The 24792-nt window shown below is 67.1% G+C and carries 20 protein-coding genes and 1 pseudogene; 14 read left to right on the top strand and 7 right to left on the bottom strand.

Features of this window, described 5'->3' with window-relative positions; translation table 11 throughout:
- Positions 1–4 precede the first annotated feature (4 nt).
- Positions 5–619 carry a PadR family transcriptional regulator gene (locus FB600_RS10690; protein ID WP_098154040.1) on the top strand — a complete coding sequence of 205 codons (615 nt, stop codon included), beginning with the start codon at positions 5–7 and terminating at the stop codon, positions 617–619.
- Between the two features lie 376 nt (positions 620–995).
- Complete coding sequence (locus FB600_RS10685) at positions 996–2030, top strand: hypothetical protein (RefSeq protein WP_105821043.1); 1035 nt, start codon at positions 996–998, stop codon at positions 2028–2030.
- 49 nt (positions 2031–2079) lie between these two features.
- On the opposite strand, the gene FB600_RS10680 is transcribed toward FB600_RS10685, so the two are convergent.
- Together FB600_RS10680 and FB600_RS10675 are read right to left on the bottom strand one after the other, a co-directional pair.
- On the bottom strand, positions 2080–3264 hold the full coding sequence (locus tag FB600_RS10680) for a porin (RefSeq protein ID WP_145756836.1): 1185 nt from the start codon (positions 3262–3264) through the stop codon (positions 2080–2082).
- 277 nt (positions 3265–3541) lie between these two features.
- Positions 3542–4162, bottom strand: a complete 621-nt coding sequence (locus tag FB600_RS10675) for an ATP-dependent Clp protease proteolytic subunit (protein WP_098154041.1) — start codon at positions 4160–4162, stop codon at positions 3542–3544.
- A gap of 53 nt (positions 4163–4215) precedes the next feature.
- On the opposite strand from FB600_RS10675, the gene FB600_RS10670 reads away from it, so the two are divergent.
- From FB600_RS10670 to FB600_RS10635, 8 genes are all read left to right on the top strand, one after another.
- A complete protein-coding gene (locus FB600_RS10670; protein ID WP_261383366.1) occupies positions 4216–5016 on the top strand; it encodes an RNA polymerase sigma factor in 801 nt (266 codons plus the stop codon).
- Between the two features lie 79 nt (positions 5017–5095).
- A complete protein-coding gene (locus FB600_RS10665; protein WP_098154042.1) occupies positions 5096–6094 on the top strand; it encodes a M14 family metallopeptidase in 999 nt (332 codons plus the stop codon).
- 634 nt (positions 6095–6728) lie between these two features.
- Positions 6729–7739 carry a PLP-dependent cysteine synthase family protein gene (locus tag FB600_RS10660; RefSeq protein ID WP_096748911.1) on the top strand — a complete coding sequence of 337 codons (1011 nt, stop codon included), beginning with the start codon at positions 6729–6731 and terminating at the stop codon, positions 7737–7739.
- On the top strand, positions 7736–9142 hold the full coding sequence (locus FB600_RS10655) for a homocitrate synthase (RefSeq protein ID WP_096748912.1): 1407 nt from the start codon (positions 7736–7738) through the stop codon (positions 9140–9142). The genes FB600_RS10660 and FB600_RS10655 overlap by 4 nt, the downstream gene beginning before the upstream one ends.
- A gap of 5 nt (positions 9143–9147) precedes the next feature.
- Positions 9148–10197: an iron-containing redox enzyme family protein gene (locus tag FB600_RS10650; RefSeq protein WP_145756837.1), complete on the top strand. Its 1050-nt coding sequence runs from the start codon at positions 9148–9150 to the stop codon at positions 10195–10197.
- A 54-nt stretch (positions 10198–10251) separates the two neighbouring features.
- A complete protein-coding gene (locus FB600_RS10645; RefSeq protein ID WP_175427742.1) occupies positions 10252–11472 on the top strand; it encodes a hypothetical protein in 1221 nt (406 codons plus the stop codon).
- A gap of 9 nt (positions 11473–11481) precedes the next feature.
- Entirely contained in the window at positions 11482–12765 is a 1284-nt protein-coding gene (locus tag FB600_RS10640) for an ATP-grasp domain-containing protein (RefSeq protein ID WP_098154045.1), read from the top strand.
- Positions 12766–12774: 9 nt separating this feature from the next.
- Positions 12775–14025 (top strand): MFS transporter, encoded by a 1251-nt coding sequence (locus FB600_RS10635; protein WP_127837600.1) that lies wholly within the window; start codon positions 12775–12777, stop codon positions 14023–14025.
- 122 nt (positions 14026–14147) lie between these two features.
- Here FB600_RS10635 and FB600_RS10630 read toward each other — a convergent pair whose 3' ends face one another.
- A complete protein-coding gene (locus FB600_RS10630; protein ID WP_036051522.1) occupies positions 14148–14678 on the bottom strand; it encodes a gamma carbonic anhydrase family protein in 531 nt (176 codons plus the stop codon).
- A 7-nt stretch (positions 14679–14685) separates the two neighbouring features.
- Positions 14686–16302 carry a 3-keto-5-aminohexanoate cleavage protein gene (locus FB600_RS10625; RefSeq protein WP_145756838.1) on the bottom strand — a complete coding sequence of 539 codons (1617 nt, stop codon included), beginning with the start codon at positions 16300–16302 and terminating at the stop codon, positions 14686–14688.
- Positions 16303–16651: 349 nt separating this feature from the next.
- Between FB600_RS10625 and FB600_RS10620 the strand changes: the two are divergent.
- Positions 16652–16846, top strand: a pseudogene (locus FB600_RS10620) (glutathione S-transferase family protein); the annotation flags it as partial.
- Between the two features lie 6 nt (positions 16847–16852).
- On the opposite strand, the gene FB600_RS10615 reads toward FB600_RS10620, so the two are convergent.
- Positions 16853–17497: a thioredoxin family protein gene (locus tag FB600_RS10615; RefSeq protein WP_096748916.1), complete on the bottom strand. Its 645-nt coding sequence runs from the start codon at positions 17495–17497 to the stop codon at positions 16853–16855.
- A gap of 167 nt (positions 17498–17664) precedes the next feature.
- A complete protein-coding gene (locus FB600_RS37170) occupies positions 17665–18231 on the bottom strand; it encodes a hypothetical protein (protein ID WP_181164144.1) in 567 nt (188 codons plus the stop codon).
- Between the two features lie 12 nt (positions 18232–18243).
- Between FB600_RS37170 and FB600_RS37165 the strand changes: the two genes are divergently transcribed.
- Together FB600_RS37165 and FB600_RS10605 are read left to right on the top strand one after the other, a co-directional pair.
- Complete coding sequence (locus tag FB600_RS37165) at positions 18244–18381, top strand: hypothetical protein (RefSeq protein ID WP_164467536.1); 138 nt, start codon at positions 18244–18246, stop codon at positions 18379–18381.
- Between the two features lie 3 nt (positions 18382–18384).
- Positions 18385–18804: a hypothetical protein gene (locus tag FB600_RS10605; protein WP_145756839.1), complete on the top strand. Its 420-nt coding sequence runs from the start codon at positions 18385–18387 to the stop codon at positions 18802–18804.
- Positions 18805–18886: 82 nt separating this feature from the next.
- On the opposite strand, the gene FB600_RS10600 is transcribed toward FB600_RS10605, so the two are convergent.
- Positions 18887–21733, bottom strand: coding sequence for a TonB-dependent receptor domain-containing protein (locus tag FB600_RS10600; protein ID WP_145756840.1), 2847 nt, complete (start codon positions 21731–21733; stop codon positions 18887–18889).
- A 493-nt stretch (positions 21734–22226) separates the two neighbouring features.
- Between FB600_RS10600 and FB600_RS10595 the strand changes: the two genes are divergently transcribed.
- Positions 22227–23807 (top strand): thioredoxin family protein, encoded by a 1581-nt coding sequence (locus FB600_RS10595; protein ID WP_145756841.1) that lies wholly within the window; start codon positions 22227–22229, stop codon positions 23805–23807.
- Positions 23808–24792: the final 985 nt, after the last annotated feature.

The following is a 24792-nucleotide window of genomic DNA, read 5'->3' as shown; positions in this document are numbered from 1 at the left end:
TCCGATGTCCCTGCCTCATGCCCTGCTCACCGCGCTGGTCGAACGATCCTGCTCCGGATCGGAGCTGGCCGCGCGTTTCGATCGATCGATCGGCCATTTCTGGCATGCCACCCACCAGCAGATCTATCGCGAGCTGGCGCGCCTGGAGGAAGCCGGCTTCATCGAGGCGCTGCCCGAAACCTCCACGCGCGGCCGCAAGCGCGGCTACCGCATCCTGGCGGCGGGACGCGGCGAGTTGCGGCGCTGGATCACCGAGGAGGAGGAGCCGCCCGCGCTGCGCGACGAGTTCATGGTGCGCCTGCGTGCCGAGGCGGCGGTCGGGCCCACCGGACTGGAAAAGGAGATCGCGCGCCGCATGGCGCGGCACCGCGAGAAGCTCGCGCTGTATCGCGAGATCGAGAAGAAGGACTTCCCCGACGAGCCGCGGGATCGCGGCACGGCCTTGCAACGGCTGGTGCTGCAGGTCGGCATCCGTTACGAGGAAAACTGGCTGGTGGTGCTGGAGGAGGCGCTTGCCGCCTTGCAAAAACCGGCACTGGATGGCGATTCTATGCCGGCCACGGCGCGCCGCGGCGCCTCCCCATCCCGGGTCCGCAAACGCGTTATCGGAAAATCCTGAAAACCCGCCGACGCGGATTCGCAAATATTAACGACTTCGTTTAGTGCCATTCCTCGCTGGCCGGCGGCAAGCGAGATTCTCGCGTGCAATGCGCGAGATCGATCAGAAAAGCGAAATAAAATCACCTGCGCCCAGGCCTCCCGGTCACGCCGGAATGGCCTGGATCGTGCCGCCGCCCCATATCAAAAACATCTTGATCAATAATCTGATTTCGCGATTCATTTATCGATCCAATTATTGAATATCCAATAATAAAATTATCTCCAGATTCCAAAGCGTGACGCGAGCCATTACCATCCAATGGCGCTTCGGGTGACTTATTAAAAAGACGTTTCGTAACGGCAACCAAAACCCATTCATTCCGAGAGGATGTTCCATGAACAAGAATCCCAGCCGGTCACGCGTCCTGCCCTATCCACTCTGGCGTCTGCTGTCCGCCTGCCTGCTGCTGACGGCCTTCGCGCCGGCCGCGCATGCCGACGAGGCCGCCGCCGCCGCGCCGCGCCAGTTGACCACGGTTGCCTCGCTGGACCGGGCCGCGCGCCCGGCCAACGTGCCGCTCGACTACGTGGTGACGCCCAACGGTTATTTCTCACCCGCTTGCGTGCAGGTCATCCACCAGAACGAAACCCTGCGCACCGACGGCAGCATCCTGCAGAAGAACGGCGCGGTGCGCTCGGCGGCCAAGTGCGATCGTCCGCACTTCGACCGCGCCGGGCATAGCATCGCGGCCACGGCCAACGGCCCGGTGCAGGCGCAATCCGCATCCGGCACGGTGGAGCCGACCTATACCGGCTGGATCGAAAGCGCCAACTACAACAACGGCAGCAACGTGGGCCGCCTGCGCGCCACCTGGAAGGTACCTTCGGTGCCGGGCGATGCGCAGAACCAGACGGTGTTCTTCTTCCCCGGCCTGGAGCAACTGCCGACGGTGCAATCGATCCTGCAACCGGTGCTGGGCTGGAACGGTTTCGGCGACCATACCTGGACCATCGCGAGCTGGAACTGCTGCACGGCGGGCACCACCACCCACACCGATCCCGTGAACGTCGCGCCCGGCGACGAGATCGTCGGCGATACCTATTCGTTGTGCGGCGTGGGCGTCTACAACTGCGGCTCCTGGGCGATCGTCACGCAGGACACCACCAGCGGCCGCAGCGTCACGCTCAACACCTCGCCGCAAGGCAACCTGCAATGGGTGTTCGGCGGCGTGCTCGAGGTGTATGGCATCAGCAACTGCAACCAGTTGCCGCCACAGGCGATGACGCAGTTCTACGGCGTGACCGTGTGGGATACCAATGGCAACGTGCTGTCGCCGCCGTGGCAGGCCGGCCGTGCCGGTTCGTCCATCTCGCCGCAATGCAACTACAACGTGGCGACCAGCCCGGGGAATGTGTATCTGTATTACTGAGCGCCTGGGGTTCGGGATGCCGGCCAGCCCGGCATCCCGCCGCGCCGTCTCAGAAGCGGTGACGCACGCCGAGGTTGAGCAGGGTCTGCACGCTCGTGCCCGCATAACCATACGAGCCGATCGAGGCCTGCGCCTTCGGCTTGCTCCCGGCGTCGTCACCGGTTCGGCCGCGTGCATGCTGATAGGCCGCGGTGACATACAGGTCGGTGCGCTTCGAGAGCATGTAGTCCGAGCCGAGCGACAACTGTCGATAGCTCGCCGAACTGTCTCCGCCCGATTTCGTGTAGCTGTAACCCGCGCCGATCAGCCAGGCCGCGTTTGCCTGGTAGGTCAGGAAACCCTGGCCGGTGTCGAATCGCTCGTCGGCCCGGAATGACGAACTGCCGTCCCGGCCGTAGCGCGCGTGGCTATACCCCGCGCCGAAGGTGAATGCGCCCAGCACGTATCGGGCCGCCACGCGCGTGATGCCGATCGAGCGCGCGCTGGCATACGCGGTGTTGACCGGGCCGTTGAAGGTGCCGTCCGAGGTGCCGGCCCAGTCCTCGCGCCAACGCGCCTTCGCCGGCGTGTTGGCGGCCTGGAAATAGCCGCCGGCCAGGCTGAGCGGGCCCAGCTCGTAGGCCAGGCCAGCCGAATACGATTGCCCGGCGCCCACCCGGCCCGCGACGCCGCCGAACGCGTACATCGCCTCGAAGCGCAAGCCGGATAAGGCCGGCGAAGCATATTTCACCGCGTTGTTCACGCGAAAGCTGTTGTCGTAATTGTCGACATCGCCCGCCGTCGCGAATGCGCTGCCGAAATCATTGCCGGCGGTGATGCCCTGCACGAGATCGACCAGCGGATCGTACTGGCGGCCGAGCGTGAGCGTGCCATATCGCTCGCTGGCGAGGCCGACGAAGGCCTGGTTGCCGAACAGGCGGCCGCCGGCAAGCTGGCCGTTGCCGGGATCGAAGCCGTTTTCGAGCTGGAAGATCGCCTTCAGCCCGCCGCCCAGGTCCTCGCTGCCCTTCAAGCCCCAGCTGCTGCCGGTCAGGTTGCCCATGCTGCTGTTGCCGAGCAGCCAGAGATTGTCCTTGCCCCTGGCATGGCCGACATGGCTCAGCGATATGTCGATGGTGCCGTATAGCGTGATGCTCGATTGAGCATGAACGGACACCGATGTCAGCAGGGCGAGGCCGCCCAGCGCGCGGGTAGCGTGCTTGATGGTGTTCAGGGCTTGCAAGGTCCGGCACATGAGACTGTCTCCGCGTGAAATCCCGATTCGATGGCAAGAAAGCATGGCAAGCGTGACTTGCCATGCCGATTCCAATCTTCGATTGGGTATTGCGGGAGCGTCGATTTCCGGGCCATGTCCTCGGCAAGCGGTTCGGCTGCACGACATGGCCTGGGTGAGATATCGGATCCATCATGGCCGGCCGACCGGCCCCTTGCTGCGTGGGCCGGCGTGATCCATGGGCGGGTCGATGGACGACCCCTTTGCGTCCGATCTTCCATCGATCCGCCGGCTCGATCTATCGGACGTTTCCGACTCGATCCGCCAGTTCCCCCCGCCGCTCCACCACGCGTGCCACCAGCCCATATCGCAGCGCCTCCTGCGCCGGCATCCACCGATCGCGCTCGATATCCTCCAGCACGCGCGCCAGCGGCTGCCCGCATTCGCGGGCGATCACCGCGGCGATGCGCTCGCGCGCCTTGACGATCTCCTGCGCCTGGATCGCGATATCGCTGGCCTGGCCGCTGGCGCCGCCGCTCGGCTGGTGGATCAGGAAGCGCGTCTGCGGCAGGCAGAAGCGCCGCTCGCGCGCGGCGCCCAGGTACAGGTGGGTGGCGGCGCTGCCCACCCAGCCGGTGCCGATCATGTTGACCGGCGCGTCGATGAAGCGGACCACGTCGTGGATCGCGTCGCCCGACTCGAGATGGCCGCCCGGCGAGGACACGATCATGTCGATCGGCGCGGCGGATTCGGCATCGAGCGCCAGCAGCCGACGCACGGTTTCCGAGGCGAGCGCGTCGGTGATGGTGCCGAACACCAGCACGGCGCGCGCGCGAAAGGCCTTCTCCTCCAGGAAGGCGCCGGGCTGTCCCGGCGCGGGCTGGGCCGCGCCGTCCTGTTCCTTGTCGTTGGCAAGCATGGTTGAAAACTCCTGGTCGTGTTAGTTTCAACGCGGTATACGAACGAGCCGCCATGAACGTGACATCCCCCCACGCATCCCATCCCCTGGCCGAGGACCGCGCCCTGCGCCGGCGCTTGCTGGCCCTGGCGCGCCGCTGGCTGGCCGACGGCAGCGAAGCCGAGGACCTGGTCCAGGACACCTACCTGCGAACCGCCACGGGCGACCTGCCGCCCACCGCGGCCGGCCACGAGGCCTGGCTCGTCACCGTGCTGCGCCATCTGTGCATCGACGTGCTGCGTCGCCGCGAACGTTACCGGGGCATCCTGGCGCGCGAGGCCGAGACCGGCAGCCCCGGGCTCGACGCGGCGCATCCCGAGCAACTGGTCGAGCAGGCACGGCGCCTGGAAGCCGCCTTGCAGCATCTCGCGCATGCGCTGCCCGCCGTGGACGGCGCCGTGGTGCTGCTGCACGAGGTATTCGGCTTCGATCACGCGGAACTGGGGCCGCTGACGGGGCGCAGCGAGGCGGCCTCGCGCCAGCACCTGCGCCGCCTGCTGGGCCGCCTGCGCGAGCGCCCCGTGGCGCCCGGCGAATCCGTCCCGCAGGATGACGAGCGTGCCGACTGGCTCGCCCTGTGCCGTCTTGCGGTCGGCCAGCGCGATCCGGCCGGGCTGGTCGCCGCGCTGCGGGCCGCCCGCCCGCAAAGCCTGGCCGCGGGTGCCGCCCGCGTCGCGTCGCGAGCCGCCCTGCCCGGCGCCGTCCAGGCCGGCAGCAGCCTGCTGCAGATCCACGGTCAACTGGGGCTGGCCTTCCATGTGAACGGCATCCAGGTCGCCTGGCTGCCGTTGACGTCCGCCGTCGAGGAAGCCTGATGACGCGCCTGTCGAACATGCCCGGCTCGTCGCCCGGAATCCGCTTGCCGATCCATCACCCGCGCCACGGAGCCCTCGCATGAGCCAGGCTGCCTATCCGATCGAAGTCGAGTTCCCCGATATCGGCGTGCATGCCGAGGGCAACACCGGCATCGCCCATGTCCACAGCTTCGATTCCGGCGCGCCGGGGCCGCACGTGATGGTGAACGCGCTCACGCATGGCAACGAGGTCTGCGGCGCGATCGTGGTGGACGCGCTGCTGCGCGCCGGCCTGCGCCCGCGCCGAGGACGCCTGACGCTGGCCTTCGCCAACGTCGCGGCCTACGCGCGCTTCGATCCCGCGCAGCCCGACCGCGCGCGCTTCGTCGACCAGGACTTCAACCGCGTCTGGACGGCGGCCCTGCTCGACGACCTCACGCGCCGCTCGTCCGAGCTCGATCGCGCCCGCGCGATGCGCCCCGTGATCGACACGGTCGACCTGCTGCTGGACCTGCATTCGATGCACGAGAAAAGCGCGCCGCTGATCGTGGCCGGACCGCTCGACAAGGGCATCGAACTGGCCGTCCAGCTCGGCGCGCCGGCCACGGTGATCGGCGACGAAGGCCATCCCGAAGGCCGTCGCATGCGCGACTACGCGGGGTTCGGCGATCCGGCCAGCGCGCGCAACGCGTTGCTGATCGAATGCGGCCAGCACTGGGAGGCGAGCGCCGTCGAGGTCGCGCGAGACAGCACCGCTCGTTTCCTACTCGGCGCCGGCGTGATCGAGCCGGCCGATTTGCCGGCCGGCTGGCTGCGACCCTTGCCGGCGCGGATGACGGTGGTTCGGGTGACCGAGCCGGTGGTGGCGAGCAGCATGGATTTCCGTTTCGCCGGGCCCTACACGGGGCTGGAGCGCTTCGAGACGGCCGGCACCACGATCGGCTGGTCGAATGGCGAAGCGGTTCGCACGCCTTACGACGACTGCATGCTGGTGATGCCCTCGCTGCGCCAGTTGCGCCCCGGCGTGACCGTGGTGCGCCTCGGCCGCATCGAACGGCGTTTCGATCATGCGAACCGGCAATACGAATATCTGCGCTAGGCGCTTCACGCGGAATTGTCCCGGGCCTTGAAATTCCGCGTCGCCGATAAATATCGACGCTCGTCGACTCTCGATTAACGCATTGTTTAAATCGACGATCGGGATTCGAATGCGGCCTATGAACCGTCGAATCCCGCTTTCTCCTGCCCTTCATCTCTCCCCGAAACGGTTCGCTTTTCCGACGTAATGCATGGCGCACCGGCGAGGCCGGCAGGGCCATGCGCCGCCGCCAGCCTGGCCACTGGTTTACCCTTTGGCGGCGACACGCCTCGGCGCAAATCGACTCATTGTTTCATCATCACCATTACATTGCTTTCGATTGATGCGAATTCGCATTCATTCGGCAATACTTCGCGCCATCTTGAACCAATCGAGCGCCTGTCAATTACGACAGTTATGTTTATATTAAATTCTGGTTAATTTATGACGCGAAGAGATAAGCGATGCATGGCGAATGACTCGAGGCATTCTCGCCCGGCATCCATTCTTCGTGGTTGGCAATAATCAATAAAACCAAGCAGTCCCCATCTACCCAGTCGAACTTCATTTCCTGACGTGGAGTATGGGCGCCATGCAATTCCGGCGTCGGTACACCCATGTCAAATCGCGATTCTATGAATGGAGTGGTGATTTCATGAAAGCATTTGATTCCGTGCTCGACGCCGTCGGCCATACTCCGCTGGTCAGAATCAGGCGAGTCGTCGAGGCCGGGCAGACCGCCCGGCTGTTCGCCAAGCTGGAGTTCATGAACCCCGGCGGCAGCATCAAGGACCGCCTGGTGCGGCACCTGATCCGCCATATGGAGGCCAGCGGCGAACTGAGCGCTCGCTCGGTGCTGGTGGAGAATTCCTCCGGCAATACCGGCGCGGCGCTCAGCATGGCGGCCGCGGCCCACGGCCTGCGCTGCATCGTGACGATTCCTGACAAGATGAGCCGCGAGAAGATCTCGCGCATGCGCGCCTACGGCACCGAGGTGGTGGTCGCGCCCACCGCCGTCGCCGCCGAGGATCCGCGCAGCTATTACAGCGTCGCGCGGCAGTTGGCCGACACGACCCCCGATGCGATCTACCCGGACCAATACAACAATCCGCTGAACGCCGAGGCGCACTATGCCAGCACCGGCCCCGAGATCTGGGAGCAGACCGAGGGCGAGATCGACGTGCTGGTGGCCGGCATCGGCACCGGCGGCACGATCAGCGGCATCGGGCGCTACCTGAAGGAGCGCAAGCCCGAGGTGCAGGTGATCGGCGTCGATCCGATCGGCAGCATCTTCCACGACTATTTCCACCACCGCCGCATGAGCACGCCGCACACCTACCAGGTGGAGGGGATCGGCGAGGACTACCTGGTCAAGGCGGTCGATTTCGACGTGATCGACGACATCGTCCAGGTCGACGATCGGGAATCCTTCCTGATGGCGCGCCGGCTGGTGCGCGAGGAAGGCATTCTGTGCGGCGGTTCGAGCGGCAGCGCGATGTCGGTCGCGAGCCGGATCAGCGCGCGTTTCCCGGGCCGCAACATCGTCGTGATCCTGCCCGATTCCGGCAACATGTACCTGAGCAAGTTCCTCGACGACGACTGGATGCGCGCCAACGGCTACCCGGTCGAGGCATTGCGCCACGCGAGCGACGAGGTGCCGGCATGAGCGCGGCGCCCGGCATCGCCGCGCAGGTCCTGCCCGATCGCTGCTACCGCTTTCGCCCCGACATCGACCTGATGGACGAATCGCTGCGCGAGGGCGCGGAACGCGCGACCGTGCCGCCCACGCTCGAGGCGAAATGCGACCTGGCCGAGGCGATCGCCGCCTGCGGCGTGCGCTCGATCGTGGTCGGCATGTTCCCGGACGTGCCGCACAACATCGCGCTGCTCGCCGAGCTGGTGCGGCGTCAGCAGGCCGGCCGGATTCCCGCCGAGGTCCGCTTCATGGTGATCTCGCACGTGGGCATCACCATGGAGCAGTCGTTCGCCGCCCTCGACGAACTGGCGCGCCAGGGCACGCCGCTCGGCTCGGTCTGGCTGATCGCGATCCACTCCGTCTCGGACCAGCAGATCCAGCATCTGTTTCCGGTGATCCTGCGCAAGGACAAGCAGGTCGATTTCGATCCGGCCCGCTGGGACGCGGACAGCGTGGACGGCCGTCGCGCGGCGAACCTCGAATGGTTCGACGCCTTCCTGCCGACCCTCGAGCGCTACCGCGGCGGCGGCGTGATGGTGGGCCTGCTCGACGCGTTCCGCGCCGACCACGGCCACCTGCGCGACGCGGTCGACCTGGTGGCGCGCCACGGCATCGCCCAGGTGCGCCTGGTCGACACGGCCGGCACCTGCCTGCCCCACCAGCTCGAGCAGACCGTCGGTGAACTGGTGACGCGCCATCCGACGCTGCGCTTCTACGGGCACTTCCACGACGACTTCGGGATGGCCACCAGCAATGCGGTGGTGGGCCTCTCGCTGGGCCTGCAGGGGGTCGACGTGTCGGTCGGCGGCTTCGCCAACCGCGCCGGCCACCCGGCGCTCGCCGAGGTCGCAATGGCGCTGCGCAAGCTGTACGGCGTCGAGCTGCGCGACTTCGACTACCACGGCCTGTATGCGCTGAGCCGGCTCGGCGAGCGCCTGTACGGCCTGTTGGAGAACCCCGCGCAGGCCGTCACCGGCGTGATCACGCACGGCATCCAGAGCGGGATCCGCACCGAGCTGCTGAACCGCGCGCCGACCATCTTCGACATCCTCGATCCGCGCGAGATCGGTTCGAGCCTGGTGCGCATGTTCGGCGTGCGCAGCGGGCGCGACGGCCTGCTGCGCTTCCTGCGCGAGACGCGCCTGCTCGACGCGCACGGCCTGGAGCCGAGCGAGGCGCTCGCCGACCGGCTGTATCCGCTGCTCGAGACCGAATGGCGACGGCGCAGCGCGGGCGCGCACGACGAGCTGCGGCGCTGCATCGGCGACTATCACCGCGCGCTGAACCAGTCGCTGTTCACGGAAGACGAAGTGGCCACCTGGCTGCATACCCAACTGACGCAAGACACCACGAGCCCCACCCTCTCATCATGACAACAATGAACCTTTCCACCCAGTCGAATTCCGCCCACGGCCTGTGGCCCCTGTTCCTGGCGATCGAGGCGAACGCCGGCGACGCGGCCTGGCAACACCTGCTCAACGAGGCCGGCACGGCCGCGGCGGCGGCCTTCGGCGCCGCCGGCGGCGAGCAGGCGCAGGCCGAGCTGGCGCTGCACCGCGTGCTGTACGCCCTTTACGCGGGGCGCATCGCCACTCCCTGGACACCCGGCTGGCGCGATCTCGACCACCATCGTTTCGACCAGTTGCGCCAGGTCCTCGAGCAGGCCTGGAGCGACAGCGAGACGGCGCGCCACGGCGAGCTGTTCGGCACACCGCCGACGCCGGAGCAGTTCGAGCAATGGGCCAGCGCGCATTGCCGCTCGCATCGCTCCAACGTCGGCCATCCGCTGTTCGCCTTCCTGCGCGACGCCGCGAGCCATGAGCAACTGCGCGAGTTCCTGGTCCAGGAAACGCCGTTCGACATCCACTTCGGCGACATCCTCGCGAAGATGCTGCCCGGCGTCTATGGCGCGGCCAAGGCGGAGTTCTCGAAGAACTTCTGGGACGAGATGGGCCGCGGCGAGACCGCGCTGATGCACCGCCAACTGCGTCTGGACATGACGAATGCGCTGGGCGAGGCCGACGACGTCTACCTGAACGACATCGAGCGTTTCTGCGTGGAGGAACTGCGCCTGGCCAACATGTATTTCCATGCGGTGTTCAATCGCGCCCTGCTGCCCCAGGCGATCGGCATGATGCTGGCCACCGAGCTGATGGTGCCGGGCCGGCTCGACCAGCAGATCATGGGCTGGCGGCGCGTGGGCTGGCCCGAGGAGCGGATGCGCTACCTGCTGGAGCACACCGTGGTCGACGTCGAGCATGCGCATGGCTGGATGCACGAGGTGGTGATGCCGATGATCCAGGCGCGTCCCGACCTGATGGCGCCGATCGCGTTCGGCATGGCGCGTCGCCTGGAGCACGCCGCCGCCGTGTGCGACCGGATGATGGAGCTGCTGCCCAGCGTGGCGGCGACGCCGGTTGCCGCCTGACGGCCCTTGCGCCCGCGCCGGCCTGCCCGGCGCGGGCGCTTTCCAGCGAATCCCATGACGCACGATCCAGAGCTCGACCTGTTACTGGTGGGATGCGGCCTGCGCGGCACCGGGCTGCTGAGCGCCAATCCCGACCTGCTCGCCTATCGCATCGGCGTGATCGATGCCGGCGAGCAACTGGGGCCCGGCAACTTCCCGTTCTATCGGATCGATTCGAATTCCTACGGATCGGATTTCTTCGGCTGGGTCGATCCGCAGCGCGTCTACGGCGCCGCCTTGCGCGATGCCGACGTGATCGCGCTGCGCGAATCGGTCGGCAGCTTCCCGCTGGCGCGCCTGGCGCAAGCGCTGCGCCCGTTCGGCGCGATCATCCGGCGCGAACTGGGCGCCGGGCGCGTCTGGCTGCGCCGCCGCGCGGCGCGCATCGACGTCGCCGAAGACGGCGTGACGGTGCAGCTCGACGACGGCAGCCGCGTGCGCAGCCGGCTGGTCGTGCTCGCCACCGGCATCCGCGAGCGGGTCCATGCCGAGCTGCTGCCGTGGCGGCACAAGCTGCTGCTGTCCCGGCAGATCATCGAGCACGGGCCGCCGGCCGCGTGGCGCGACGCGCCGGTGCGGGTGCACCTGCTGGGCGGCTCGCACAGCGCCTATGCGATCGCCAGGCTGCTGGCCGAGCCCGGCACGCTGGCACCGGGCAGCAGCGTCACACTCCAGCACCGCGGGCTCGTCAAGCTGTTCTACGCCAGCCACGAGGAATACGCGGCGGCCGAGCACGCCGCGCTCGAGGCGGTACCCGATCTCGAGCGCGATCGTTGTCCCGAGACCGGCAACGTGTTCCGCTATTCCGGCTTGCGCCACGCGGCGCGGCACACCTTCCGCGAGATCGCCGCGAACCGGCTGGCGGGCTTCGCCCAGATACGGGCCGCCCGGCTCGGCGACGCCGCGCCGAGGCTCGACGAGGCCGACTGCATCGTGCAGGCGCTCGGCTACGAGAGCAACACCCTGCCGCTCGAGGTCGATGGACGGCCGGTGCCGATGTGCGCGCCCGGCGGCATCGTGTTGCCCGGCGCGGACGGCCGGCTCGCGCTGCCCGGTATCGCCCCCTCCCCGCTGTTCGTGATGGGCATGAACCCCTATCCTTACGACGACAACAGCCTGACGCCGACCGGGCAATACGCGCTGCGCGGCGCGCAGGTGCTGCGGGCGCTGCGCGAGCATGCGACGCCGGCGGCGGCCGCCGCGTTGTCCGATTCTCCAACCCATTCCGCTCAATAGACTTCCATCATGGCTCACCTGGTCTTCGTCGAAACCACCCGCCCCGGCATCCAGGCCCTCGAGGCGGCCAAGCAGGCCGGACACACGGTCTCGCTGATCACCTCCGGCAAGTTCGACTGGCTGCTCGACGATGCCGGCAGGCAGGCGCGCGCGCGCCTGGTCGATCACACCTGGCCCGCCGAGGACACGCAGGATCCGGACGCCGTGCACGCCGCGTTGCGCGCCTGCCTCGCCGCGCATCGCGTCGACGCCGTGCTCAGCACGCTGCACATGTGCGCGCTGCCGGCCGCGATGGCCGCCGAGCGCGAGGGGCTGCGCGGCACCAGCGTGGCCGGCATCCAGAATGCCCGCAACAAGGCGCGCTGCCGCGACCTGCTGGTGGCCGCCGGCGTGCCCTCGGTGCGCCATGCGCTGGTCGGCTCGATCGAGGCCGCGCGCGCCGCGCTGCGCGAGATCGGCTATCCGGTGATCGTCAAGCCGGCCACCGGGATGGGCAAGGTGCTGACCTCGATCGTCCATGACGATGCGGCGCTGGCTGCTCACTTCGCCCAGGCCGCCGCGCAGATCGGCGGCCTGGAGGAAGGCGTGCGCGATGAGATCTCGCTGGAATTCGTCATCGAGGAAATCGCGGTGGGGCCCTTGTACTCGATCGAGGTCGCGGCCAGCGCGCATGGCGAATGGGCGCCGCTGGCGATCGTGCGGCGCAAGACCGGCCGCCACAACCCGGTGCTGGAAATGGGTTCGAGCATCCCCTCGGGCCTGAGCGACGACGAATACCAGACGGCCGCCGACTACGCGATCCGCGTGGTCAAGACGCTCGGGCTCGATCTCGGCTTCTTCCACGTCGAATTCATCTACACGCGCGAGGGCCCGCAACTGGTCGAGGTCAACCCGCGCATCGCCGGCGGCGCGATCCCGGACCTGATCCGCGCCGCCAGCGGCGTGAACCTGTTCGAGCTGCTGGTGCGCGTCTACCTCGGCGAGCGCCTCGGCCTGGGCCGGCTGCCGACCCATCTCGCCGCCAGCCATTCCTTCCTGGGTGCCGACCAGGACTGCGTGGTGCGCGAGGACCTGCCGCCCGACTGGTTCGAGCCTTTTCTCGCGCGGCTGCACTCGGGTAGCGCCGACATCCGGCCCGGCATGATGCTGCGCAGGATGGACACCAACTACGGCGTGGCGGGCGTGGTGCGCATGACCGCCGACAGCTACGCCGAGGTGGTCCGGCAGGTGGCCGGGATCCGCGCCGAGGTCGAACAGGTGCTGGGCATCAAGCTGGTCGAAATCAACGACTGAGGACATCTCATGCAAGATTGGCTGCTTCTGGCGCGCAACCGGCATTTCCTGTTGCTGTGGCTGGCGATGCTGGTCAGCGCCACCGGTACCTTCTTCCTGCTCCTGGCGGTATCGGCCAACCTGATCCGGGTGCATGGCTCCGGCGTGGGGGCCGCCTCGGTGTTCGCGTTCCAGTGGATCCTGCCGGTGCTGCTGGTCTCCACCATCCGCCGGATCTGCGAAACGGTCGGGCTGCGACGCGCGATCGTCACCAGCGACCTCGGCGGCGCCGTGCTGTCGCTGAGCATCGGGCTGCTGCTGATGCACGGCTGGGTGGTGCCGGTGCTCGGCTGTTTCCTGCTGCGCGGCTTCGTCGAGGCCATCACCAAGACCAGCCGCGTGGTGCTGGTCAAGTATCTGTTCGAGGGGCGCCAGCTCGAGCTGGCCTCGTCCACCTTCAATCTCTCCTACTACCTGGGCGGGGTGCTGGGCGGCGTGCTCGGCAGCATGCTGGTGAGCCGCGTCTCGCTGCTCGGCGTCGCCGCGATCAGCGCCGCGACCTTCGCGTTTTCCGCCAGTTGCTACGCCCTGCTGCCCGACGTGCGCCCGCAGCGCCGCGCCGTGCCGGTGCGCCGCGGCGTGATCGCCTCCGCGGTGGGCGCGGCGGCCCGGCATCGCGCGCTGTTCCGCGCCTTCGGCTATCTGTGCATCGCCACCGGCGTGTTCCAGGGCTTCCACAACGCGGCGCGGACCATCCTGCCGATTCGCGCGATGTCCTTGTCCGATACCGCCGTGATGCAGTTGCAGATCGTCAGCGGCATCGCGATCGTGCTCGGCGCGCTGGCGGTCTCGCTGATTCCGCGGCTGGTCAGGCTCGGCGGCTTCGGTTTCTGCGTCAACCTGCTGGCATCGGCCAGCGTCTACGCGGCCACGCTCGCGCACACGCGCGCGCAGATGCTCGGCCTCTACTTCGGCTTCATCTTCCTGTTCGAGCTGGCCTTCACGGCCGCGCAGTCGCGCTTGATCCAGGCCAGCGAACCGGAGGACATCGTCACGCTGACCGCGGGCAGCAACGCGATCGGCACCGGCTTGCTGATCGCCTTCGCGCTGCTGTCGGGCTGGCTGGCCGACCTGATGCCGTTCCAGCGGGTCGGCCTGCTGGTGGCCGGCTGCGGGGTGGTGCTGGGCCTCGCGCTCGAACTCGCCGGCCATCTGCTGTACGCGGACGCCGCGCGCCGGGCCTCGGTGCCGGGTCCGGCGGACGGCATCGGCGGACGCTGAGTGGATCCGGGCGCCGCCCCGTCATGAAGAATCGGCGCGCGACGATACCGTCGCGCGCCGATCTCGATCCGGCCTGGGCCGGCCTTGCGCCGTCCTTCCCGCTCAGGCGGGCAGCCCGGCGCTCACCGATCCAGCCTCACCAGCTCGCGCAGGTACTGCGGCCGCCGCTGATCGGCGTAGAACTCGATATTGCCGCGCAAGCGCGTGAGTTCCGCCTCCGAGAGCTCCCGCACCACCTTGGCCGGGGCGCCCAGCACCAGCGAGCGATCCGGCACCACGGTGCCGGCCGTGACGATCGCGCCCGCGCCCACCAGGCACTGGCGGCCGATCACCGCGCCGTCGAGCACCACTGCCTGGATGCCGATCAGGCTGTAGTCGCCGATCGTGCAGCCGTGCAGCACCACCTGGTGGCCGATCGTGACGTGGGCCGCCACCCGCAGCGGACGATCGCGCTCGGTATGCAGCACCGCGCCGTCCTGCACGTTGGTGCCCTCGCCGATCACGATGGGTTCGGTATCGCCGCGCAGCACGGCGCCGAACCAGACGCTGGTATCGGCGGCGAGCCGCACGTCGCCGATCACGGCCGCGGTATCGGCCACGAAGGCGCTGTCGTCGATCGACGGCACGCGCTCGCCAAGTCGGTAAATCGCCATGGCCCGCTCAGCCCGCCGCGGCCTGGCGCTCGCGCTGCACGGCCGGCTTGTGGCCAAGGCCGAACATGTCGCGCACCTGGGCCGCCGTGAGGATCTTCGCGCCCTTGCCGAGCAGTTCCTCGCGCAGCAGGCTGACCTGCTCCCAGGTGCCGCGCGCCTTGCGCACGCCGCCGGGCACGCGCGCGTCGTTGACGGTCAGGCCGTCCTCGAGGCCGACGCGGATGCCGTCGAGCTTGAGCGCCAGCGCCACGTCGACCAGCAGGTTCTGCATCGGCCCCGGCAGCAGGATCGAGACCTTCGAGACCGGGAAGCTGGCCCGCAGCCGCTCGACCACCGGGCGCAACTGCTCGACCGCCAGCTCGACCGCACGCTGGTGCGACTGCGCATTCTCGGCGGCCAGCAGGCCGGCGATCTCCTCGCGCACCGCCGAGGCGATCAGCGAATCGTCCTCCACCTCGCCGCTGATCGGATCGCGCCGGTACTGATCGACGCCGGCCACCAGCATGAACAGTACCGGCTTGCCGGTGCGCAGCAGCCGATCGCGGTACAGCGAGGTGGCGTTGTCGACGATCGCGTGGTTGAACACCTCCACCTCGGGACGCGTGCCGACTTCCTCGAAATGGGCGAACTGGGCGTCGAGGAAATCCGGTGCGTTGTCGTAGCCGCCGCCGCCCTGGAACACCACCGCGGCCGGGCTCAGCGAGGCCACCTCGGGGATCGATCCCGCGTCGTCGTAGAACTTCAGGTGGGCGCGGCGCAGCGTGCTGCGGGCGCCGTGACGATCGCCGCGCACGCTGGTCGACAGGTTCAGGATCGCGCCCGGCTCGCGCTTCTTCACCATCGGCACGATCTCGTCGTAATCGTCGAGCACGATCTGGTTGCGCTGCGAGCCGACCGTCACCGCGCCCAGCCCCGGAATCTCGATGCGCCGGCGGTCGCTCAGGTCCCGCGTATGCAGATGCACCACCGCCGCGCCTTCCTGCATCGAGCGAATGGTTTCCTCGGTAATCGCATCGGGCGTGATCGGCAGATAAGGCGAGCGCGCCTTGCCGGCCTGCCAATAACCGACCGGACATAGGGTCCAACCGGCATTTTCCAGATGCGTCAATAATGCCGGCGATTCCTTTTGAATCATTTCGATTAATGAAGGCGGCAGGTAATTGTGCTGGCTCGCGTGTTCCCAGATCAAATCGCCCTGATTGGAAACGATCCAGCCATAGGTGGTCAATTGCAATACGATGCGCCGCGCCAGTTTATTGGAAACATCGACCAGCCATTGCTTGGGGAATCGCGCGGCATTTTGATGCGAAGCCTGCGACGGATGCCAGGCGCCATCGCGCGGCGACCAGTGCGCCTGGCTCAGCGCCTGGCGCAGCGAGTCGCCCTGGGCGCCGCCTGGCAGCAGGCTTTCGGCGATCGGAAAGGCATGCCCGGACTGCAGCAGAAGGCCGCCCGCCGGCACCACTTCCCAGCCGTCCGCCTTCAGGTCGGCCAGGATCCTGGTGCGCTGGCCGGCATCGAAAAATCCTTCCAGCAGGAAAGCGGGAATAAAGGTCGCTTCAAGTGGATCGAGAAACTTGGGAACAGCGCCTATCGGCGCCGCCGTGATGTACAGCGTGGTCATGATCGGCCCTCTCTCTCAACGAATATCTATGTTTACAAATACCTGACTGCCGCTCAATCCTATTACAGGACGTATTGTTTTTGAAAGGCATTTGTTTGGTTTTTGCGCATATGATCGCGCAGCGAAATAGTGAGTGGGCAATCAGCGAATCAGATTCCGTGATTGACGCAATTGACGGAAAACAAACGCGGCGAGTATGGAGAATCGAACCAGACCGTTTCGATGCGAACAGCAGCGGGAGGAATTGTTTGGAATGAGCCGACTGAAATAATTTTTCCGGCGATGTCGATCCAGCCCGATCCCGAACGTCGATCGGATATGCGCGACCGACAACCAGGCAGACGCCACCATGAGCCCCGCCCAGCTTCCCACCGTCACGGTGTTCGAACGCTCGCCCGATCGCGGCCAGGGGCTCGCGCGCGACATGCGGGTTCACTGGGCGCTGGAGGAAGCGGGCCAGGCCTACACGGTGCGGCTGCTGTCGTTCGCCGCGATGAAGCAGGCCGAGCACCGCGCGCGCCATCCCTTCGGGCAGATGCCGAGCTAGGTGTCAGGGCGCGATGCCCGCCGCGCGCAGCGCTTCCCGCATGTCGGCCTCGATCCCGGTCAGGCGCGCGGTGATCTGCGTGGCCGTGGTGCGGCCTTCGCCGAACCATTCCCCGTTCATCAGGAGGGTCGGCACCACCTCGATGCCGAGCGCGCGGGCTTCCTCCGGGAACAGGCCGATATCGATCACGCGATGGCGGATGCCGGGGTTCAGCGCCGCGATGCCGTTGAGCGCCTGCACCACTTCCTGGCAATAGGGGCAGGTCAGAGAAACGAAGGTGTCGAAGGCGTAGTCGCCGCCCAGGGCCGCGATGCCCGCGAGCAGCGCCTCGTCGAATTTCGGGCGGTGGCCACCCACCTGCAGGATCGCCAGCACCACCGAGGTGAACTCGCTGCCGGTGGGCACGCCGCAGAAGCGGATGCGCGGCGCCTCGCCGGGCGCGCCGATCGAGAACGAAGGTGCCGCCATGTCGTCCCCGGTCGACTCGACCAGCGTCAGCCGTGCCGACACGGAAACGATTTCATCCAGCAGTTCGCGAAGTTTCGCCGACTCGGCGCCTGGGTCGAACGCGGCGGCAATCTCGACCGCCTGCGTCTGGTAGCGAAGCAGCTTGTCTTTCAGCTGCTCCTTGATGCGGGCATCCAGCATGGCGCGTGTCTCCTGATTCTGGCGCCTCTGTCAGTGCCTCGATGGGGGTCGGCCGAGGATGCCGGGCGCTGGCTGAATCATCTGGTTTGCCGCCCCGAGCGTCAAATGGGGATTACCTAAGGCGCCAATTGGAGCGCCCTATCAGGGCGACGTGGTTCAACCGAGGTTCAAGGCGCGGCAGCCGGGCAGCGCGCCGCCCGCGCCGGCTCGGCTTCGTAGATCCGCACCCGGCCGACCTGCAGCACCGAGGGATTCGGCGTGTCCTTGATCGAGAAGCCCGAGCCGAGCGCCAGGTTCAGCAGCGGAAACAGCGGCAGGCGGTGCTCGGGCGGCGTCGGCGTGCGCCATACCGGGCGGCGGTCGAGGTAGAACGTGATGGCCTCGGGCGTCACGCGCGCGCCGTAGCTGTGGAAGCCCGTCACCAGCGAGCCCGGCTCCACCGGCACGTATTGCGAACGATGCCGCGACAGCGGCTTGTCCTTGCCCTCGTACCAGACGTGGACGGCCGAGCGATTGAGCCAGGCATGCAGCAGGTCGAAGCCGGTGACGGCGCGCAGGCCGAGGCGCAGCAGCTTGCCCGCAGCCGAGAAGCGCACCTGGCACTGCATGGTCTCGGCGCGTCCGTAGCCATATGGCGTCACGTCGTTCAGGCCGACCACCACCGCCACGCTGTTCGCGATCGACACCGCCAACAACCGGGTGGTGGCCACGCCGGTCCGCGCCAACAGCACCACGGGCGCTTCGCCTTGCCGGTCGGCTCCGGCAAGCTCTATACCGACGGCAACCAGACGCACCAGCCGCCCGTGCCTGGCACCGGCGGCATCTACAAGAGCGATGCGGTGGTCAACGTGCTCGATGCCGGCACGCTGCAGTCGCTCAAGTAGATCGTGATCGAGGCGCAAACCGACACGCTGCCCGCGACCATCGACACCTCGAGCGTCAACAACGGCTATCCGGCGAGCCTGTCGATCTCGCCCGATGGCCAGCAGTTGTACGTGGCCAACGGCCAGGCCGACTTTTCCTCCCACCAGAACGGCCTGTTCGTGGTCGACGTGGCGACGCTGGCCGTGACCCAGTCGCTGGCCGCGCCCGACGACGTGTTCTCCTTCACCAACAGCGGCGTCGCGCAGGACGGCTACAGGGTCCTGTTCAATCCCAGCTATACCTCCGAGGGGCAGTCCGGCCTGCTCTCCCTGGATCCGGCCGAGAACCGCATCAGCGCGCGCGTGCTGCTGCTGGCCGGTGCCAACTGGTCGAGCGGCCTGGCCGTGGTGCCCGGCAACCGCGCCTGCGCGACGGTGCGATGAGCGCCACCCGGTGCCGAAGCATCGCATGGCGGCTCAGGCACCGGGATTGCGCTCGCCGGCTTGCTGCCGTCCCGCCGCCCGCTCAACTGAAGCGATGGCTGAACTCCAGCCACAGCGTGCGCCCGTAAGGCAGGTAGTAGCCGACCGTGTAATACGGCCAGCCGGCCGAATCGTCGTGCTTGATGGTGTTGAACACGTTGTTCATCACGAAGGTCAGCGAGGTATCGCGCGTGAACTGGTAGGACAGGCTCAGGTTGGCCAGCGTGGTGGGCGTGAGGTAGGCGGTCTGCGCGGCGTTGGGCACCTTGCCGTAGCGCTCCACCTGCACCGTCGAGGTCCACTTCGGGATCGACCAGGTCAGGCTCAGCATCAGCTTGTCCGGCCATTCCGGGTTGCCGGTCGGGTTGTTCAGCGAATGCAACAGGTCCTGCACGGGGCTGTTGGCATACTGCTGGTAGCGCAGGCTCAGCACCTTGGTGTAGTTCGCCGCCAGCAGGAAATTGCCGATGCCGTGCAGGCGGAAGCGCCACTTGCCGCTCAGGTCGAAGCCGGTGGTCTTCTCCATCGCCGCGTTGATCGGGTTGATCAGGATGGTGTTGATCGCGCCGGGATCGAGCACGGCCGTGAGCGGATTGCGAACCACGCGCGCCAGCGCATCCACACAATCGGGCGAGGCCGCGCTCAGGCGTCCTTCGCGGCAGGCCGCCTCGGTGCGCAGCAGGTTGTCGGGATCGATGTTGGTGACCAGGTTGTCGATGCGGATGTTGTAGTAGTCGGCCGACAGGTCGATATCGGGCGTGGGCGCGAGCACGAACCCCGCGCCCCAGGACTTGCCGTTTTCCGGCTTCAGTTGCGCATTGCCGGTCTGCACGAAGTTCGAGCCAGGCGCCACGTTCGCGTATTCGCAGTTGGCCAGCGACTGGCCGGACTGGTTGCAGCGGAAATAGTCGGTGGTCGACTCGAAGTAGCCCTTGGTCGGGCTCTGGAAGATGTAGTTCATGTCCGGCGCGCGAAAGCTGGTGCCGTAGTTGCCGCGCAGCAGCAGCTCGCGCAGCGGCCGGTATTCGAGGCCGAGGTTGTAGGTGAACTTGTGGTTGCGCGTGCCGGCGAAGGAATAGTCGTCGTAGCGCGTCGCGACATCGGCGTTCAACTGGCGGAAGATCGGCACGCGCAGCTCGAGCGCGGCCGCGTAGCGCTTGCGGTTGCCGCTCGCGCCGTAGATGCCGGCCGAGTTGTAGTAGCTGCCCTGCGCCAGCGCCGGGTCGACCGAATTGCTGAAGCCCTGCGTGCCGTATTCGATCACGCCGGCGGCACGCACCGGCCCGGCCGGCAGGCGGAACAGGTCACCGTTGGCGGCCAGGCTGAAGGTCTGCGTCCAGGTGTTGTTCTGGCTTGCGGATTCGCCATAGAGCGAGCCGAATTGCGCGGGCGTGAGCGGCGTCGAGAAGCGCGTCGGGTCGGGCGCGTAGATCGGCGCGCCGTCGGCCGCGGTGCCCAGTTGCGGGCCGAGAAAGTAACTGTCGATGCCGGCACGCAGGCGCGGCACCGTCGCGCGGCTCCGGTAGCCCGAGGCGCTGTAGGTCAGCTCGTAGTTCCAGCTGCTGTCGGGCAGCTTGCCGCGCAGGCCGGTGATCATGTTGGCGGCGAAATCGTCCCAGCGCTTGTTCCAGACCGAGGCGCCGCCGATCTCCTGCGGCGAGAAACGCCGCGTCCAGGTTTCGTTGGCCTGGGTGAGATCGTTGAAGAAGTAGCCGGTGCCGCCCAGCGCCGAGGTCCAGCTCGGGCCGCGCGTATTGTTCTCGGTCTGGTTCCAGGCGGTCGATACCGAGCCGAACAGCGTGACCAGCTCGCTGAGCCGGTACTCGACGCCACCGTAGAGGTTCTCGCTGAGGTTGTCGGTCTGGGTGGTCCAGAACGCCGGCTTGGCACCGCCGCTGCCGCAATACGCGCCCTTGGCGGTATTGACGGTCGAGACGCCGCCGAACGCGCCGATGCCGCCCAGCGCGCCGCAAGCGCCGGCGCCACCGAGGTAGGCGCCCGTGTCGAGGTTCTGGCGCGACCAGATGGTGGTGGGCGTCTCGCCTTCGAGCGAGGCCGAGGACATGAAATCGCGCTGGCCCGACCAGATCGGATTGGTCTTGCTGATCTCCAGGCCGAACACCGTGCTCAGCGCGCCGAATTCCTTGCCGCCCGATACCTGCAGGCGGCCGTTGCCGCCGCCGCCGTCCCAGGTGCGCCCGCCCTTCACGTTCACCTCGATGCCGTCGATGTGCTTCTTCATGATGATGTTGACCACGCCCGCGATCGCATCCGAGCCGTAGACGGCCGAGGCCGCGCCGTTCAGGATCTCGATGCGGTCGATCATCTCCGAGGGGATGTTGGCGAGGTTCACGAAGTTGACGTTGCCGTCGTAGGCGATCGGGTAATCGGCCACGCGGCGGCCATCGACCAGCACCAGCGTGTGATTGGCGCCGAGCCCGCGCAGGTTGATGGCATTGGCGGCCGGCGTGAAGGTGTTGCCGTAGTCGGCGCCCTGCGAGAAGCCGGTGTTCTGCGTCTGCGATTGCAGCGCGTCGTAGACGTTGCGATAGCCCTTGGCTTCGAGATCCTTGCCGGTGATGACGGTGACCGGTGTGGCACCCTCCTTCTCCGTGCGCGGGATGCGCGAGCCGGTCACCACGAAGGTCTTCAGCGAGGTGGATTTCGGCGCGGCGGCCGTGGATGGCGATGCCGCCGCGCCGGCTGGCGTTGCGACGGCGGCGGCAGCGGCAGCGGCGCTGGCCGCGGCCGGCGCATCGGCGACGGCCGGCGCGGACGCGACCACGGTTTGCCGGGCCAGCGCCGGCACGGCGCTGGCGAGCGAGATCGACAGGCAGAGCGCAGCCGCGCCCCACCCGGTCACGCGGGATATCTTGTCATGCGAGTTCATGTTGATCTCGTCTATCGGCCGAACGACCCTCGGCTGACCGGCCCGGCGCCGCTCGTGACGACACCGGGCCCGCCCGCCCCCTCTGATTCGCGTCTTCGCCGCGCGTCCGGATCACGAGACGCCGGGCGAAAGCCATCGTGCAATGGCACGCGAGATTTTTCTAAGACATCCTGAATACCGGCGGCACGCCGGCAAGGACCGGGGGAGACTTTATCGACGCGCCCGGCCCGGCACAAACGATATTTCCGCATATTGATGTGAGGAATTCGGGCGTATTTCCGAGCACGGAATTTCGCCGCTTTCAACAATCCAGGCGATTGCACACGCGACCATCCAGCAAGCCGACACGGAATATCGATATGCGCGTCGAAACGAAATGCAAAGCGGCTTTTCGGACTTGTGCGCGCGACGATTCTGCTTCAGTGTCTCGATACTTCAGACCAATATCGACGCCGGGCCGCACTCGCCGCGCCGCAACCAGTCGGATCTCCTCATGAAAACCTCGATGAAGAAGGCCTCGATGGGCCTGCTGCTCGCTGCCGCGAGCGCCTGTTTTTCCTCCTCGTTCGCCGCCACCCAGCCGGCGAGCCCGGCGGTCCACCTGCCGCCCGGCATCGCCTGGCAGCAGGGCGACATCGATGTCGCGTTCGCCCGGGCCAAGCGCAGCAACAAGCCGCTGCTGCTGTACTGGGGCGCCGTGTGGTGCCCGTCCTGCAACCAGGTGAAGGCGACCGTGTTCAGCCAGCAGGTGTTCAAGGACCGCTCGTCCTTCTTCGTGCCGGTTTATCTCGACGGCGACGCGGAAAACGCGCAGAAGCTCGGCGAGCGCTTCAAGGTACGCGGCTACCCGACCATGATCCTGTTCCGTCCCGACGGCACCGAAGTCACGCGCCTGCCGGGCGAGGCCGACCTGGACCGCTACATGCAGGCGCTCTCGCTCGGCATGAACGCCACCCATCCCTTCAAGCAGACGCTGGCCGCCGCGCTGCGCGACGGCGCCGCGCTCAAGCCGGACGAGTGGCGCATGCTGGCCGATTACTCCTGGGATACCGATGGCGGGCTGCCGGTGCCGGGCGAACGTGTCGCGCAGACTCTGCAGACACTGGCCGCGCATGCGCGTGCCGATCACGCGCCGAAGGAGGCGCTGCGCTTCGCGCTGAAGGCGGCCGTCACGGCCGCCGATGGCGAGCCGGCCCAGCAGGGCGAACTCGACAAGGCCGCAGGCCTGGCGGCCCTGCAGGCGACGCTGAACGATCCGCGCCTGAGCCGCGAGCAATCCGACGTGCTGGTTGCCGCGCCGGCGGACCTGGTGCGCTGGCTCGCCAAGGACGCGACCGAACGCGCGCGCCTGAGCCAGGCCTACGACGCGGCGCTCACGCGCCTGTCGACCGATGCCTCGCTGTCGGCGATCGATCGCACCATCGCCCTGCACGGGCGCGTGTCGCTGGCGCGGCTCGCCGCGCCGAAGGGCACGCCGCTGCCGGCGCCCCTGCTCGATACGGTGCGCAAGCAGGTGAGCGCGACCACGCAGGCGGCCACCAATCCCTACGAGCATGCGGCCGTGGTCAGCGAAGGCGCGGACACGCTCACGGACGCCGGTCTCTACGACGATTCGGATGCGCTGCTGGAGGCCGAGCTGCCGCGCTCGTCGACGCCCTACTACTTCATGTCCGGCCTCGCGGCGAACGCGAAGGCGCGCGGCGACAAGGCGGCCGCGCTCGAGTGGTATCGCAAGGCCTACGAAGCAACCAGCGGCTCGGCCACGCGGCTGCGCTGGGGCGCCACCTACCTGGCCAACGCGGTGACGCTCGCGCCCGATGACAGCACGCGCATCGAAGGCATCGCCAGCGGCGTGCTGAACCAGGTCGGGCAAACGCGCAATGCGTTCTACGGCGCGAATCGACGCGCCCTGAGCAAGGTGGTGACGCAGCTCGTGCAATGGAACAAGGACGGCCGCCACGAGGGCGCGGTGAAGTCGGTGGTGAAGCAGTTCGAGGGCGTGTGCGGGAAGCTGCCGGCCGGCGATCCGCAAACGTCCACCTGCCATGACCTGATCCAGCCGGCGAAAGCCTGAGCCCGGCCATCTTCCCCATGCGGGACCTGCCGCCCGGCGATGCCTCGCCGCAAGCGAGCAGGTCCTGAATCAAACACGGTCGCGCCCGCCCGTCGCCTGGGCGAACACGGCGCGATACGTCGCCCCCTCCCCTGCCTCGATATTTTCCCTGTCGCGATGTCGCGTGCGTGTTTCGCGATCCCGATCGATTCGATCGCGCCGCCCGTCCAATCTTCCATCGCAAACTGGCACCGTCAAAACTGTTCCATTAACAAGCCAGTTATCGAGCCGGTTCCCGAATGTACCGGGCTGGACAATTAATACGTGGCAATGACAAGCCGCTTCCCCCTTATTTCCAAATATTTTCAGGACACCGGCCGAACCCTTTTCTTTTTGATATCGAAAATATTCGTCGGATCATTGAAAGGCGCTTGACAAGGTTTTTCTCTTGAATAAACATTCATGCATATACATGCAAACAAAGCAGCCGAGGGCCGTAACGATTGAGCGGTACGTTCCACTACCCGTTCCGAGCGGGAAGCGGAGCATGCGAGGCGATGGCGTCATGCCTTCGCGCGTGCCCCGTTTCCCCGTCCATGCGAGGAATGCGGCCTGATACCGGTTATAGCGCCCAGCGGCTTGAGCGCGGCCCGTAGTACGTGTCTCATCTGATGTTGCAGCTCGAAGTCAAACAACACGCTGTGCTCTGGACCTGACGATCCCCCGATCGCCAGCGTCCCGTATCGCCGCGCCGTCCCCACACGTGTCGGCCGGAACGGATGAGTTTTGCCCGCGGAATGAAAAAATGCGTTTAACCAGTTTATGAAGCCATTTCAAAGGCCGGATAACTTTATTAAGTGCAAGCGTAGTTTGTATTTCCGTCTACGTAATCCTACGTAAATCGGAAAATGCCTGCGTATTTTGTTCCGGTTGGATTCGGGAATTCGATTTTCAGTGGAACGGACCGATACGCGCGATGCCGTGGCATTTGGCGTGGCGCATGTCG

Origin of the sequence: Burkholderia sp. SJZ089 (assembly GCF_007828315.1) — a bacterium.
Taxonomy (GTDB): Bacteria; Pseudomonadota; Gammaproteobacteria; order Burkholderiales; family Burkholderiaceae; genus Burkholderia; species Burkholderia gladioli.
The sequence above is the reverse complement of the archived record's forward strand: the minus strand, read 5'-3'. Positions and strand labels throughout refer to the sequence as shown.